This window comes from Saccharomonospora piscinae (assembly GCF_005862235.1).
In the GTDB taxonomy this organism is placed as follows: Bacteria; Actinomycetota; Actinomycetes; order Mycobacteriales; family Pseudonocardiaceae; genus Saccharomonospora; species Saccharomonospora piscinae.
This window is the reverse complement of sequence record NZ_VCEK01000001.1, coordinates 239,256-252,787: the sequence shown is the minus strand read 5'-3', so window position 1 is coordinate 252,787 and position 13,532 is coordinate 239,256. Positions and strand designations below refer to the sequence as shown.

The 13,532-nt window shown below is 72.4% G+C and carries 15 protein-coding genes; 6 read left to right on the top strand and 9 right to left on the bottom strand.

The genetic code is table 11. The features are described from left to right. Position 1: 1 nt before the first annotated feature. Positions 2-1,282: a Gfo/Idh/MocA family protein gene (locus tag FFT09_RS01265; RefSeq protein WP_138381549.1), complete on the bottom strand. Its 1,281-nt coding sequence runs from the start codon at positions 1,280-1,282 to the stop codon at positions 2-4. A gap of 90 nt (positions 1,283-1,372) precedes the next feature. Between FFT09_RS01265 and FFT09_RS01260 the strand changes: the two genes are divergently transcribed. From FFT09_RS01260 to FFT09_RS01250, 3 genes are all read left to right on the top strand, one after another. After that, the gene (locus FFT09_RS01260) at positions 1,373-2,527 is read left to right on the top strand and encodes an ROK family transcriptional regulator (protein ID WP_244231135.1); all 1,155 of its coding nucleotides are present in this window, start codon (positions 1,373-1,375) and stop codon (positions 2,525-2,527) included. Between the two features lie 119 nt (positions 2,528-2,646). Next, positions 2,647-2,982: a hypothetical protein gene (locus FFT09_RS01255; protein ID WP_024873871.1), complete on the top strand. Its 336-nt coding sequence runs from the start codon at positions 2,647-2,649 to the stop codon at positions 2,980-2,982. Next, a complete protein-coding gene (locus FFT09_RS01250) occupies positions 2,979-4,259 on the top strand; it encodes a WXG100 family type VII secretion target (protein ID WP_081190183.1) in 1,281 nt (426 codons plus the stop codon). The genes FFT09_RS01255 and FFT09_RS01250 overlap by 4 nt, the downstream gene beginning before the upstream one ends. 127 nt (positions 4,260-4,386) lie before the next feature. Here the strand turns inward: FFT09_RS01250 and FFT09_RS01245 are convergent, their stop codons facing one another. Continuing rightward, positions 4,387-4,947 carry a TetR/AcrR family transcriptional regulator gene (locus tag FFT09_RS01245; protein ID WP_138381548.1) on the bottom strand — a complete coding sequence of 187 codons (561 nt, stop codon included), beginning with the start codon at positions 4,945-4,947 and terminating at the stop codon, positions 4,387-4,389. A gap of 86 nt (positions 4,948-5,033) precedes the next feature. Here FFT09_RS01245 and FFT09_RS01240 point away from each other — a divergent pair, with 86 nt between their 5' ends. Beyond that, a complete protein-coding gene (locus FFT09_RS01240; protein WP_138381547.1) occupies positions 5,034-5,519 on the top strand; it encodes an LIC_13387 family protein in 486 nt (161 codons plus the stop codon). 6 nt (positions 5,520-5,525) lie between these two features. On the opposite strand, the gene FFT09_RS01235 is transcribed toward FFT09_RS01240, so the two are convergent. Continuing rightward, positions 5,526-6,788 carry an RNA polymerase sigma factor gene (locus FFT09_RS01235; protein WP_138381546.1) on the bottom strand — a complete coding sequence of 421 codons (1,263 nt, stop codon included), beginning with the start codon at positions 6,786-6,788 and terminating at the stop codon, positions 5,526-5,528. Between the two features lie 57 nt (positions 6,789-6,845). Then, positions 6,846-7,283, bottom strand: a complete 438-nt coding sequence (locus FFT09_RS01230) for a YciI family protein (RefSeq protein WP_138381545.1) — start codon at positions 7,281-7,283, stop codon at positions 6,846-6,848. 152 nt (positions 7,284-7,435) lie between these two features. Between FFT09_RS01230 and FFT09_RS01225 the strand changes: the two genes are divergently transcribed. Further along, a complete protein-coding gene (locus FFT09_RS01225; protein ID WP_138381544.1) occupies positions 7,436-8,215 on the top strand; it encodes an SGNH/GDSL hydrolase family protein in 780 nt (259 codons plus the stop codon). A gap of 62 nt (positions 8,216-8,277) precedes the next feature. On the opposite strand, the gene FFT09_RS01220 is transcribed toward FFT09_RS01225, so the two are convergent. The 3 genes from FFT09_RS01220 to FFT09_RS01210 form a co-directional block, all read right to left on the bottom strand. Continuing rightward, the gene (locus FFT09_RS01220) at positions 8,278-9,654 is read right to left on the bottom strand and encodes an SPFH domain-containing protein (RefSeq protein WP_420852658.1); all 1,377 of its coding nucleotides are present in this window, start codon (positions 9,652-9,654) and stop codon (positions 8,278-8,280) included. A 65-nt stretch (positions 9,655-9,719) separates the two neighbouring features. Next, complete coding sequence (locus FFT09_RS01215) at positions 9,720-10,151, bottom strand: NfeD family protein (protein ID WP_024873863.1); 432 nt, start codon at positions 10,149-10,151, stop codon at positions 9,720-9,722. Positions 10,152-10,229: 78 nt separating this feature from the next. Beyond that, positions 10,230-11,045: a DUF3097 domain-containing protein gene (locus tag FFT09_RS01210; protein WP_138381543.1), complete on the bottom strand. Its 816-nt coding sequence runs from the start codon at positions 11,043-11,045 to the stop codon at positions 10,230-10,232. Positions 11,046-11,177: 132 nt separating this feature from the next. On the opposite strand from FFT09_RS01210, the gene FFT09_RS01205 reads away from it, so the two are divergent. After that, positions 11,178-12,071 (top strand): alpha/beta fold hydrolase, encoded by an 894-nt coding sequence (locus FFT09_RS01205; protein ID WP_167305311.1) that lies wholly within the window; start codon positions 11,178-11,180, stop codon positions 12,069-12,071. A gap of 21 nt (positions 12,072-12,092) precedes the next feature. Here FFT09_RS01205 and FFT09_RS01200 read toward each other — a convergent pair whose 3' ends face one another. Next, positions 12,093-12,896: an SCO1664 family protein gene (locus FFT09_RS01200; protein WP_138381542.1), complete on the bottom strand. Its 804-nt coding sequence runs from the start codon at positions 12,894-12,896 to the stop codon at positions 12,093-12,095. 7 nt (positions 12,897-12,903) lie between these two features. Continuing rightward, a complete protein-coding gene (locus FFT09_RS01195) occupies positions 12,904-13,482 on the bottom strand; it encodes a DUF3090 domain-containing protein (RefSeq protein ID WP_024873859.1) in 579 nt (192 codons plus the stop codon). Positions 13,483-13,532: the final 50 nt, after the last annotated feature.

The following is a 13,532-nucleotide window of genomic DNA, read 5'->3' as shown; positions in this document are numbered from 1 at the left end:
GCTACCTCCGGGTGAGCGGCTGGGGTGGGGTGGTGGCGGGCAGGGTGACGACGGTGCCGGTGCGGCGGGCGTGCTCGGCCGCCCACACGAGCTGGTGGGTGGCGAGGCTTTCGCGGCCGCTGGAGAGGATCTGTTCGCTGTGACCGGTGGCGACGGCGTCGAGGAAGGCGTCGACGAGTGCCTGGTCGCCGCCGCCGTGTCCGTCGTCGGCGGTGGCGCCGCCGTGCAGGCCGGTGTCGATGACTTCGGTGCCGTGGAGGAAGTCGTGGACGGTCAGGGTGCGGCCGTCGCCCTCCACCGAGGCCCGGGTGCCGAACACGCGGGTCTTGCGCTGCTCCAGCGGGGTGAACGCGGTCATGGTGAACGAGGCGGTGACACCACCGGTGTATTCGAGGTTGACGACCTGGTGATCCACGACGTCGTTGTCGCAGGCGTACACGCAGCGCCCGTAGGGCCCGTCCCGCAGGGCGGTGAGCAGACCCTGCTCGGTGCGGTCGTCGGTGACCACCGACAGCGGCCACAACCGGTCGGGCTCGTCGAGCAGCGGCCGGTAGATCCGGGGCGCGGAGTAGGGGCAGTCCGCCTCCACGGCGCAGTCGAGGCAGCGGTCGGCCGCGCCCTCGGGCCTGCGTTCGGGCCGGAACTCGTAGAGCCCGCCGAACGACGACACCCGCACGGCCGGCCTGCCGATGAGGTGGGTCAGCCAGTCGAGGTCGTGGCAGGACTTGGCCATGAGCATGGAGGTGGAGGTGTCCTCGCGCCGCCAGTTGCCGCGAACGTAGGAGTGGGCCTGGTGCCACCACCCCACCGGTTCGAGGTGCTCGACGCTGACGATGTCGCCGAGGCGCCCGCCGGCCACCAGCGAGGTCAGGGCGCGGGAGTAGGGCGTGTAGCGCAGCACGTGGCACACCGCCAGCAGCACGCCCGCGTCCTCGGCGGCGGTCACGATGCGTTCGCAGTCGGCCTCGGTGGTGGCCATCGGTTTCTCGAGCAGCAGGTGGTAGCCGCGGCGCGCCAGCGCGACGGCGGGGTCGGCGTGGTCGGCGTCCTGGGTGGCGATCACGGCCACGTCGGCCACCCGGGGTGTGTCGAGCAGGGCACGCCAGTCGTCGAACACCGCGGCCGCGGGGACGGCGTGCTCGGCGGCGAGCGTGTCCCTGGCGTGCGGGCGGGGGTCGGCGACCGCGGTCACGGTGGCGCGGCCGGTGGCGGCAGCGCGGTCGGCGTAGGTCCGTCCTCGTACACCCGCGCCGATGATGGCGATGGTGACCGGCGCTGACACAGGGCCTCCCAGGGCAAAGTTATTAAGGGAACTTGTTTTAATTAAGGAGGCATGCTCTACGATCACGGTCGTCCGGTCAAGGGAGAGTTCGTGTCCACAGCGCAACCCGAGGGCGGCGGCCAGTCGCTGCTCCGGCTCATCAACTCCGTGGCGGTCCTGTCGGCGCTGCGGGAGAGCGGCCCCGCCACGCTCACCGACCTGGCCCGCGCCACCGGGCTGTCCCGTCCCACCGTGGAGGCCGCCGTCGACGAACTCGTCGAGCAGGGCTGGGCCGCCGAACACGAACCCCGGGGCGGGCGCCGCGTCGGGCGCCCCGCACGCCGGTTCGCCTTCCGCGCCGACAGCGGTCACGTGCTCGGCATCGACGTCGGCGCCCACCGGGTCCTCGGCGTGCTCAGCGAACTCGACGGCACCACCGTGCGCACCGCGGAGGCCAGGGTCGACCCGCACCTGGACCCCGAGGCCCGGCTGGCCGAGGTCCGCGACGTCGCCACCCGCTGCCTGACCGCGGCCGGGGTGGACCGCTCGACCGTGATGGCAGTGGCGGTGGGCTGCCCTGGCATCATCGCGCCCGACGGCACCGTCACCCTGTCCACGGTGATCCCGGGCTGGGTGGACTTCCCGCTGGCCCGCAAGCTCGCGCGCTCCTTCGCCTGCCCCGTCCTGGTCGACAACGACGCGAACCTCGCCGCGCTCGCCGAACGCGACTACGGCATCGCCCGCGACGTCGACGACCTGATCCACCTGCTCATCGGCCGCCGCATCGGCGTGGGCCTCGTACTCGGCGGCCGCGTACACCGCGGCTACGGCGGCGCGGCGGGCGAGATCGGCCTGCTCGACTTCACGACCTGGGAACAATCGAGGCAACTGCTGCTGGGGCCCGCCACCGGCGACACCACGGCGGCCCGCGACCACGAGGTCACCGAACGGCTCCTCCAGCGCGCCAGAGCCGGCGAGCCCGACGCCGTCGGGATCGTCGACGAGTTCTGCGCGGTGCTGGCACGGCAGGCCATCGCCATGACCCTGACGGTCGACCCGCAGCTGATCGTGCTCGGCGGCGGCCTCGCCGACGCCGCCGACCTGCTGCTGCCACGACTACGTGAGCACATCGCCGAACGCTGCGTCCGCCCGCCCGAACTCGCGGCCTCCACCGTCGGCCCCGAAGCCGTGGCACTGGGCGCCGTGCGGCTCGCGCTCGGCGCCGCCGACGAGGCCCTCCGGCAGCAGGCCGGCGCCAGAACCTGACCGGCGCCGCCACCAGCGGCGCTACCGCCGCGATACCCGAAAGTCGCGCGGAATTCCGGTTTCGCCCGTCGCTGTCGATATCCTCGCCCGGGGGAAACGACCAGGCCGAGAGGACGTCCGTGACAGGCTTTTTCACGTCGAACGACGAGCTCGGTGACATCGGCGCGTCGGTCGACCTCGTCGAGTCCGACGTGCGCGCCGTCGCCGACAGCTGGACATCCGACGCCGCCGACGGTGCGGCCGCGTTCGCCACCGCCGAGAGCGCCGACGCCTTCACCCAGCTGCAACGCAGCATCGCGACCATGCTCTCCGAACGCGGCGACGAACTCGGGCGCATCGCCGAACGGATCCGCGACGGCCGCTCCGCCTACCAGCGTGTCGAGGACACCGTCACCGAGACCGTCGACGGCATCATTCCCGACAACCTCGGCGACATCCTCGGAGGCCGCTGGTGACCCAGGTTCCCGAGGCACAACTGCGTTCCCTGGCCGACCGGCTGCGCGGCTGGGCCGGCGAGGTCACCGCCGACAACGTCGCCGCCGTGCTGCCCTCCGCTGTCGCGGCCACCGCCGACATTCCCGGCGACCCCGACGGCATCGAGGACCTCGGGGTGGCCTGCAAGCGGGTCGCCGACGGCCTCGACTCCGCGGGCGACTCGCTGTCGTCGGTGTCGAGCCGCACCGAGGCCGCGTGGGACGGCCAGGCCGCCGAGGCCGCCCTGCAGCGCATCGCCACCGAACGCGACGACACCGGCACCGAGGCCGACACGCTGCGCACCATCGCCACCACCCTCGACACTCTCGCCGAGAACGCCCGCTCCGCACACGAGCAGCACGCCGAGGTCCACGGTGTGCTCGGTGACCTGGCCTCCCGGGCGGGCGCGCTACCGGACGGCGACACCGAAGCCGCCGCCGCGCTCGCCGACCAGGCCGCCGCCGCGCTGAACGGCGCCGCGTCGCTCTACCTCGCGCTGGTGGAGGCGTTCGCCGGTGCCGCGGCCAGTCTCGGCTCGGTGCTCTACGACGAGAGCAGCAGCCAGTTCGTCGTCGACACCCCCGCCGGGCGCAGGCCACTGGAGGAGGTCCTGGAGCGGTACCAGGCGGCCGACTCCCGCAGCGAGATGGTCGACTTCCCGCCTCCCGACCTCGTCGACATCGTCAACCCGATCCTCAACCAGCTCGGGATGGACGTGCCGTCCAGCAAGTGGACCGTCGAGGAGCTGGAGCTGTTCCGGCAGCTACGCCCCGACCAGATGTACTCGTGGTACCGCATGCAGCAGGAGTCCTACGTGGTCAGCGAGGAGCAGTACCCCGGCATCGAGCACACCACCCACAGCCACACCGACGCGTTCCGCCACGCCTACTGGAACGCGCGCATGACCCAGGAGTTCGGCCAGGAATGGGCCGAGGGCTTCGCCACCTCACACGAACGCAGGCCGGGCAACGACATGCAGTCCGAGGCGATGGACCTGCACAACAACGAACTCGGCCGCCGGATCGCGGCGGACAACCCCGACGCTAGCCCGGAACAGCTGGCGCAACTGGTGGGCGACGCCGTCTCCCAGGGTGAGGCCATCGTCATCGACGACCAGAGCCGTATCGCCTACAGCGACCAGGTGGAACACAACGCCACCGTGGTTCCCGACCAGCACGACGAGTCGAACGTGGACCCCGACGGGGCGGTGAACACCGACTTCGAGGGCGTCCGGCCCCGAGGTGGCCTGCCGTGGTGACCGCGCCACCGTGACCCCTTCCCCGGCACGGAAGGCGCCAAGGGGGTACACCACGGCACCGGGGGTGGCCTGCGGGGCGCGGCTGTCGTCCCGCAGGCCACCGAACACACGGGTGGGGCAAGCGGGTTCACCGCAACAACCATTCCCAGCACAGGGCCGCCACCTCCGCGCGGCTGCGCCCGTCGTGCTCCGCGGTGATGTAGTGCGTGCCGATGTGCAGTGAGAACGTGACCATGCAGCGCACCTCGACGTCCTCGGGATCGGGACAGAAGGACGCGTACACGGAGCGCAGGTAGTCCATCCGCTGGTTGTCGACCCGTCGGAGGCGCCGCGCGACCGCGTCGTCGCGTCGGGCCCAGTCGCGGACCGCGAGATCGGTCGTGGCGCTGAGCACCGAGTCGGTCCCGGCCTCGGCGACGAGCGTGAACAGTCGCCGCAGCCTGCTCCTCCCGTCCCCGCCGTCGCTGTCGACCTGGTCGATGATCGCGTCGGTGACCTCCCGTTCCCACAGGTCGAGCATCTCGGTCAGCAACGCTTCCCGGTTGGGAAAGTGGCCGTAGAAGCCACCCTTGCTCACCCCGAGCGCCTGCGCCAGCACCTCGATCCGCACGGCCTCGGGGCCGCCCTGGGCCAGCGCGCGCAGCCCCTCCTCGATCCATTTCCTCGGTGGTGTGCGCAACCCGGCCATGCGTGTCTCTCCTCACTCGCGACCGATTCTTCGTACCGCTCCGGATAGGTTCTCGCTATACGCCACCGTATAGAAGGAGTGCGACGATGAAACGGCACAGCAACACGGCGGATCGCGAGCCTCACCGTGCGCTCACCTTCTTCCGCGTCGGTGCCTGGGCCTGGGTCGCCACAGGCGTGGGCCACCTCGCTCTCGAGGCGATGATGGCGCTCGGGCCCGAAGACCCCGCTGCGGCGCGCGCTTTCGCGGCCATGCGCCAGTACACGATCGAGTTCGGCGGGATACAGCGAGACCTGCGCGACATCGATCTGGGCATGTCGCTCTCGATGGCGTCGGCCATGATCTTCGCAGGGGTGCTGTGCCTGCTCGTGGGGCGCTCGGCTCCCCTGCTGGTGTCCCGGTCGCGAACTTTCAGCGGCATCGCGCTGGCCGCCTCCCTGCTGCTGCTCGGCCTGTCGGGCGCGCTGTTCCCGGCTCCACCGATCGTGCTGTTCTCGGTCGCGGTGCTCACCTTCGCAGCGGCACTCACCACGGCCCGCCCGGCACCCACCGCACCCGCCGCACCCGCCTGAACCCGCCTACGGCCGCTCGGAGCGCGAGGTCGCGGCCCGGTTCTCCAACAGCTCCCGCTCCCGCTCGTTGCGGGTCAGCCGCGCCGCGAGCAGGAACTGGTCCCGTGCCTCGTCGTGGCGGCCGAGTTTGGCCAGCAGGTCGCCCCGCACGCTGGGCAGCAGGTGGTAGGACGCCAGCGCGGGCTCACCGGCCAGGCGTTCCACCAGCTCCAGCCCCGCGGCGGGACCGTCGGCCATGCCCACCGCCACCGCCCGGTTCAGCTCCACCACCGGCGAGGGCCGCACCACGGCCAGCGCCCCGTACAGCGCCGCGATCCGCGCCCAGTCGGTGTCGGCGGCGGTGGTGGCCCTGGCGTGGCAGGCCGCGATCGCCGCCTGCAGCACGTAGGGACCGGGCGCGCTGGTCAGCGCCAGTGCCCGGTCGAGCGCGGCGAGGCCGCGCCGGATGAGCAGCCGGTCCCACCGCGCCCGGTCCTGGTCGAGCAGCAACACCGGCTGCCCGTCCGAGGTGGTGCGCGCCCGGGTGCGGGACGCCTGCAGCTCCAGCAACGCCACCAGCCCGTGTACCTCGGCCTCACCCGGCACCAGCTCGGCGATCATGCGGCCCAGCCGCAACGCCTCCGCACACAGGTCCGGCCGCATCCAGTCGGCCCCGGCGGTGGCGGCGTAGCCCTCGTTGAAGATCAGGTAGACGACCTCCAGCACCGACGACAACCGGGGTTCGAGATCGTGCCCGCCGGGCACCTCCAACGGCACCCGCTTGCGCGCGAGCGTCTTCTTGGCGCGCACGATGCGCTGCGCCACCGTGGCCTCGGACACCAGAAACGCCCGCGCGATCTCGGCCGTGGTGAGCCCGCCCAGCAGCCGCAGCGTCAGCGCCACCCGCGCCTGCGCGGGCAGCACCGGGTGGCAGGCCGTGAACACCAGCCGCAGCAGGTCGTCGGTGATGTCGGCGGCGTCGACGTCCGGAAGGTCGGGCTCCGCGTGGGTCGGCAGCTGCCTGCCCAGCTCGTCGACCTTGCGTTCCAGCCGCTGCCGCCGCCGCAGCTCGTCGACCGCGCGCCGTTTGGCCACCGCCTGGAGCCACGCACCCGGATTGGCCGGAATCCCGGACTCCGGCCACTGCTCCAGCGCCGCGACCAGCGCGTCCTGAGCCAGTTCCTCGGCAAGACCCACGTCGCGGGTCCAGCGCACGAGCGTGGCGACGATGCGCGCCGACTCGATCCGCCATACGGCCTCGACGGCCCGGCGTGCCTGTGTTGCCTGCACAGCGGTTATCCAACCAGGCACACCGGGCCCCGACCACGCCGAGGAGCCGGTGGAGGGTCAGCGGGCGAGTTCGTCGCGGCGCTGCTCCTCGGCCTCCCGCAGCCGCTGCTCGCGCTCGCGGAGCTCGGGCGTGAGCGCGTCGCCGAAGTCGTCCTCGGTCGCCACGCGCCGCACCTCGACCTGCCCGCCGGGCCCGAACGGCACGCGGCGGGCCCACTCGATGGCCTCCTCGCGGGAGGCGACCTCCAGGATCCAGTATCCGGCGATCAGTTCCTTGGTCTCGGTGAACGGGCCGTCCACCACCGTCGTCTCCCCCTTGCCCGCGAAGGTGACCCGGGCGCCTTCGGAACTGGACAGCAACCCGTTGGCGTCCAGCATCACCCCGGCCTTGGCGAGCTGCTCGTTGTAGGTGGTCATCTCGGCGAGCTCCTGCTCGGTGGGCGGGGCCCCGGACTCGGACTCCTCGCTGGCCTTGACGATCATCATGTAGCGCATCGGACGCGTCCTTTCCTGTCCTGGCGCGGGCCCCGTGCCCGCCGCTCACCGTCCCGTCGAACGACATACCCGGGAATCGACACCTCCCCCGCACCTTTTTTCGCGGCCCGGCGTGGGCGGGGCCACAGTCACGGCGTCGCTAGAGTGCGAGCATGATCTCCCGGTTCGTCGCCCTGGGTGACTCGTTCACCGAAGGGGTCGGTGACGACGACCCCGGCAGCCCCAACGCGGTGCGTGGCTGGGCCGACCGCGTCGCCGACCAGCTCGCGCGCCACGGTGAGGTGGCCTACGCCAACCTCGCCATCCGCGGCCGGTTGCTGCCGCAGGTACTCGCCGAGCAGCTCGGGCCCGCGCTGGAGATGAAGCCCGACCTGGTGACCCTCTACGCGGGCGGCAACGACCTGATGCGGCCGAAGGTCGATGTGGACACCCTGTGCGACGACTACGACGCCGCGGTGGCGCAGCTGGCGGCCACGGGCGCGACGGTGGTGCTGTTCACCGGTGTCGACGGTGTGGAGGACCCGCTGTTCCGGCGGATGCGGGGCCGCACCGCCGTCTACAACGAGCACGTGCGGCTGATCGCGGCGCGGCACGGCGCACGGCTGGTGGACATGTGGGCTCTGCGTGCGCTGCGGGACCGGCGGCTGTGGTCGGCCGACCGCATCCACCTCAACACCCACGGGCACACACTCATCGCGGCCACCGTGCTCGACGCGCTCGGTGTGGCGCACTCGGTCACCCCGACCCCGCTGGGCGAGCGGGTCGTGCTGGACCGCAGGCAGCAGCGGGAACAGAACCTGCGCTGGGCGCGCGAACACGCGCTGCCGTGGCTGGGCAGGCGGCTGCGGGGCGAGTCCTCCGGTGACGGGCTGCGACCCAAACGGCCGACGCTGAGTCCCCTGACTCCCCGAGGTCGCGACCAGCGGGGGTGAGGAGGGCCTCACGGTCGGGTCCCCCTCACCCCCGCTGGTCAGCGGATCAGCGGATCAGCGGATCACTGCCTGCCGAACGGCGGGCCCTGCGGCGGGAGCGGCCCTCCGGGCGGGTACTGCTGCTGGCCACCGAAGGGCCCCGCTCCCGGGGGCGGCGCCGCCGGGGGTGGCGGGGGCGCGGTCGGCGGCTGCTGCGGGGGTTGCTGCGGCTGCTGGGGTGGCGCGATCTGCGGCCGCTCGGACGAGGTGTCCTGCTCCGGTGCCGCCGAGGGCGGCTCGGCCGGGCGTGAGCCCCGCAGCCCGGACGCGGCCGGGGGTGTCGTACTGGTACCGGACAGCGGCCCCGGCACCTCCTGGCGGGCGACGGCTTCCGCCTCGCGCACCGCTTCCGCGACCTGCGGGTCGGTTGAGGTGTCGAACCAGTCGTTGACCTCCTCGTCGTCCATCGACGGCGACGGGGTCTGCTCGGCGGGCGGCTCGTAACGGAAGACGCCGTCCTCGCCCTGCGCGCCGAACTGGCGGGCGAACCCTTCCAGCGCCTTGCCGAAGTCACTGGGCACCAGCCACACCTTGTTGGCGTCACCCTGCGCCATCTGCGGCAACGTCTGCAGGTACTGGTAGGCCAGCGCCTCCGGGGTCGGCTTGCTCGCCTTGATCGCCGCGAACACCTTCTCGATGGCCTTGGCCTGCCCCTGGGCCTGCAGGTAGCGGGCGGCGCGCTCACCCTGGGCGCGCAGGATGCGGGACTGCCGTTCGGCCTCCGCCGCGAGAATCGCGCCCTGCTTGGAACCCTCGGCCGCGAGGATCTGGCTCTGCTTCTGCCCCTCCGCGGTCTTGATGGCCGACTCGCGCTCACCCTCGGCGGTGAGGATCATCGCCCGCTTCTCGCGGTCGGCTCGCATCTGCTTCTCCATCGAGTCCTGGATGGAGGGCGGCGGGTCGATCGCCTTCAGCTCGACCCTGGCCACACGGATGCCCCAGCGGCCGGTGGCGTCGTCGAGCACGCCCCGCAGCTGGCTGTTGATCTGGTCACGCGAAGTCAGCGCGTCCTCCAGCGACATCCCGCCGACCAGGTTGCGCAGTGTCGTGGTGGTGAGCTGCTCGACACCCACGATGTAGTTCGAGATCTCGTAGACCGCCGCCCGTGAGTCGGTGACCTGGAAATACACCACGGTGTCGATCGACACCGTGAGGTTGTCCTGGGTGATCACCGGCTGGGGCGGGAAGGACACGACCTGCTCACGCAGGTCCACTCTGGCCCGCACCTTGTCCAGGAACGGCACCAGGAAGTTCAGTCCCGGGCTCGCCACCGTGCGGAACCGGCCGAGTCGCTCGATCACCGCCGACTGCGCCTGCGGCACCACCATCAGCGCCTTCGCGACCGTGATGATCACTAAGAGCGCGAGGACCGCGATGACGATCCACCCTGTGCCTTCCAAGGCATGCTCCTCACTACGATTCGGTTGTGGCCACCGTCCCGGACGGTGTCACGGTGTCACGTGTGTCACGGTGCCGCGGACACGACCGCCGTCGCTCCCGCGATCTCCACGACCGTCACCGGCGTGTCCGCGTCGATGACCTCACCCTCGTCGAGGGTGCGTGCCGACCAGACCTCGCCTCCGAGCTTGACCTGCCCGCCGGCGCTGTCGACGGTGGAAAGGGTCACCGCGCGTGTCCCCAGCAGCGCGTCGGTGTTGGTGCGTACCCCGGCCCCGGACAGGAACCGGCGCTTCAACACGGGCCTGGCCAGGACGATCAGCCCGACCGAGGCGACCCCGAACACGAGCACGTCGATGATCGGGTTGCCGCTGATCGCCGCGGACCCGGCGGCGGCGAGCGCGCCGATGCCGAGCATGACGAGCACGAAGTCCCCCGAAAGGACTTCGGCCGCGACAAGGGCGACCCCCACGATGAGCCAGATGATGGCCGCTGTCATGGCCTCATGCTCCCAGATTCTCGATTGTCACACCGCGTAGCCCTCACGCCGTGACACAGCCGTGACCTCGCGGGCGGGTCAGGGCCCGTCCGCGGTCACGAAATCGATGAGCGCTTCCACCGCCGCCAGCAGCGGGGGTTCGAGGTCCCGGAAGCCGGTGACGGCGGAACGCACCCGCCGCCACCCTTCGGCGGGCTCGCCCCACCCGAGCTGCGCGCACACACCGTGTTTCCAGTCCACGCCGCGCGGCACCCTCGGCCACGCGCCGATCCCGAGCCGCTGCGGTTTCACGGCCTCCCACACGTCGACGTAGGGATGGCCGGTGACGAGCACGTGCTCATGGTCGAGGTCGGCCGCCAGCCGCGACTCCTTGCTGCCGGACACCAGGTGGTCCACGAGCACCCCGAGGCGGCGCCCCGGACCGGGCTCGAACGCGGCGACGCGGTCGGCGAGGCCGTCGACACCGTCGAGTGGCTCGACGACCACGCCCTCGACCCGCAGGTCGTGGCCCCACACGTGCTCGACGAGCTCGGCGTCGTGCAGGCCCTCCACCCAGATGCGGGAACCGCGCGCGGTGCGGGCCCGCGTGCCCGCCACGCGCACGGAGCCCGACGCCGAGCGGGTGGGCGCGGCGGGAGCTCGCCGGGACGGCGGCACGAGTGTGGTGGGAGCACCGTCCAGCAGGAACCCCGCGGCCGCCAGCGGAAACACGCGCCTGCGGCCGTGCCGGTCCTCCAGGGTCACCCCGCCCCGCTCGCAGCCGACCACCGCGCCGCAGAACCCGCTCGCCGCGTCCTCCACCACCAGCCCGGGCTCGGCGCTGACCTCGGGCACGGGACGCCGCCGCCGTCGTCGTGGAGCGGCGAGCACGTCGTCATAGTCATGGGCACGCACGGGCACCGACCGTAGTCCCGCGAGGGGACGCCGCGCCTCGCGCCACGCCGTATCCGTACGATCAGCACCGGTGTGCCGGGAAGCCTGGTCGGCGGAGGGATCGACCGCGACCACCGGACGGATGTGCGACCCGTGACGAACACCGGTACCGCCCGGCCCCAGGATCGGAGTATCTACCGCAGCGAATCCGGCAGGCTGGCCGTGACCGGCTGGTGCCGCGAACAGTTGACCACGTGGCCGCTACCGCACGAACGGCACCGCCTGACCGCGCTCGGCGCGGACACCCACGTGGTCGAGGCCGGGCCCGGTGACCGGCAGAGCGGCGGTGCGGGCACGGTGGTGTACGTGCCCGGCACGAACGTCAGCGTCGCCGCGCAGTTCCCGCTGGTGAGCGCGCTGGCCGCCCGAGGCAGGGTGGTGGCGGTCGACGTGCCGGGGCAGCCGGGGCTCAGCGACGGTGCGCGGATCCCGTCCTCGGGCAGGCTCGCCTGGTACGGGCGCTGGCTGGCCGAGGTGATCGACGCCGTGGCGGACCACGGCCCGGTCACGGTGCTGGGGCACTCCCTCGGATCGGCGATCACGATGGCGTGCCCGTCACCGCGGGTGCGGCACCAGGTGCTGGTGTCCCCGGCGGGACTGGTGTCGCTGCGGGTGACGCCCTCGGTGGCGCTGGTGTCGACGGCGTGGGTGCTGCGGCGCCGCGAGGCCGACAGCGAGCGGCTGCTGCGCTTGATGCACGCACACGGCCACCCTCCCCGCGCGGAACTGGTGGAGTGGATGACGCTGGTGGGGCGGCACGTGCGGTCCAGCGCCGACCCCGGGAGGGCGCCGGTGGGACGCCCCGACGTGTCGCGCACGGTGCTTTCCGGTGGGGCCGACGTGTTCCTGCCCCCGGCGCGGGTGGCGCCCGCGGTGAGCCGGGCGCTGGGCTCACCGCTGCGGGTGCTGGACGGCGCGGGACACTTCGTCGTCGACGAACGCCCCGAGGAACTGGCCGCGCTCGCCACCGCGCCCCCTGCCGGGTAGCGGCGGCGTTGTCGCGGCGTCCTAGAACAGCGGCCAGGGCAGGGGGCGCCAGTCGTCGCCGGGCGCGGGCAGCGTGCCCGCGGCGAGGAGGGCGTCGGTGCGCTCCGCCACGGCGGTGATCTCGGCCGGGGTGAGGTGGAGCGCGAGCGTGTCACCGAGGTCGTGGTCGAGCGCGAACCGCAGTTTGCGCAGCTTGTCGAGCACCTCACCGGGCAGCGCCTGCCCCGCCCACCCCCACAGCACGGTGCGCAGTTTCGGCTCGGTGTGCAGGCAGATGCCGTGGTCGACGCCGTAGACCAGGCCGTCGCGCCCGGGCAGCACGTGCCCGCCCTTGCGGTCGGTGTTGTTGACCACGATGTCCAGCGCCGCCAGCTCCCGCACCCCGGGGTGATCGGCGTGGGCGAGCACGACCGGTTCGCCGTCCTCCGTGGCCGCGCGCAGCACCACCTTCCACCCGGCGGGGACCTCGGCGGGAGGGAGCACGTCGACCAGCGGTTCGTCGGTGGTGTCGATCCACAGTTGCACCATGCCCTCGCCGAGCGGCCCGTCCCGCAGCACGGTCGGCGGCACGTGCCCCAGCCCGGCCTCGCGGGAGATGAGGTAGGTGGCGGTCTCCCGCCCGGCGAGGGTGCCGTCGGGAAAGTCCCACAGGGGCCGCTCCCCCGCCACCGGCTTGTACACCGCCCTGGCGGCGGCGCCGTCGAGTTCGACGGAGCACAGCAGCGTGAGGTTGGAGGCGTCGACGAGCCTGCCCTCCACGTCGAGAGCGCCGCGTGTGACCACCTCGAGGGCAGCGGGGTCGGTCGCCTCCACGTGCTCGGTCAACGCGCGGTCAGTCCTCGTCGGCGATCTCGGCGTCGCGCCGGTACCCGTTCTGGCGTGGGCAGATGTGCCCGGCCGGGTCCAGCGGCTCCCCGCACAGCGGGCAGGGTTTGCGGCCCGCGTTGACGACCCGGTCGGCGCGGGAGGCGAACGCGCGGGCGGCGGCGGGGCTCAGGAACACCCGCACCGCGTCGGGCCCCTCCTCGGTGTCGTCGAGCACGACGGCCTCGTCGACCTCGGTGTCGGTGATCGCGAGCAGTTCGATCACCACAGCCTTGCTCTCGGCGTCCCAGCCCAGACCCATGGTGCCGACCCGGAACTCCTCCTCGACGGGCACGTCGAGTGGTTCGGTGTCCACGAGGTCGTCCGGCACCTCCTCGGGCACGTCGGCGCCGAATCGGCTGGCGACTTCCTCCAGCAGCGACGCGAGCCGCTCGGCGAGCACCTCGACCTGCTGCTTCTCGACGGTCACACTGATGGTGCGGACGTTTTCCCGGGCCTGCAGATAGAACGTGCGGTCGCCGGGTTGCCCGACCGTGCCCGCGACGAAGCGGTCGGGTTGACGGAAGACGTGGATGACACGAGCCATGGCACCTACGACCCTATGCCAACCGCCCCCGTGAGGCTCGTTCGGGGGCA

What these genes read in the sequence shown, in the direction of transcription:
- FFT09_RS01215 (WP_024873863.1), bottom strand. Translation starts at nt 10,151, where the DNA reads ATGACAGCGGCCATCATCTGGCTCATCGTGGGGGTCGCCCTTGTCGCG.
- FFT09_RS01195 (WP_024873859.1), bottom strand. Translation starts at nt 13,482, where the DNA reads ATGGCTCGTGTCATCCACGTCTTCCGTCAACCCGACCGCTTCGTCGCG.
- FFT09_RS01240 (WP_138381547.1), top strand. Translation starts at nt 5,034, where the DNA reads ATGAAACGGCACAGCAACACGGCGGATCGCGAGCCTCACCGTGCGCTC.
- FFT09_RS01230 (WP_138381545.1), bottom strand. Translation starts at nt 7,283, where the DNA reads ATGCGCTACATGATGATCGTCAAGGCCAGCGAGGAGTCCGAGTCCGGG.
- FFT09_RS01245 (WP_138381548.1), bottom strand. Translation starts at nt 4,947, where the DNA reads ATGGCCGGGTTGCGCACACCACCGAGGAAATGGATCGAGGAGGGGCTG.
- FFT09_RS01225 (WP_138381544.1), top strand. Translation starts at nt 7,436, where the DNA reads ATGATCTCCCGGTTCGTCGCCCTGGGTGACTCGTTCACCGAAGGGGTC.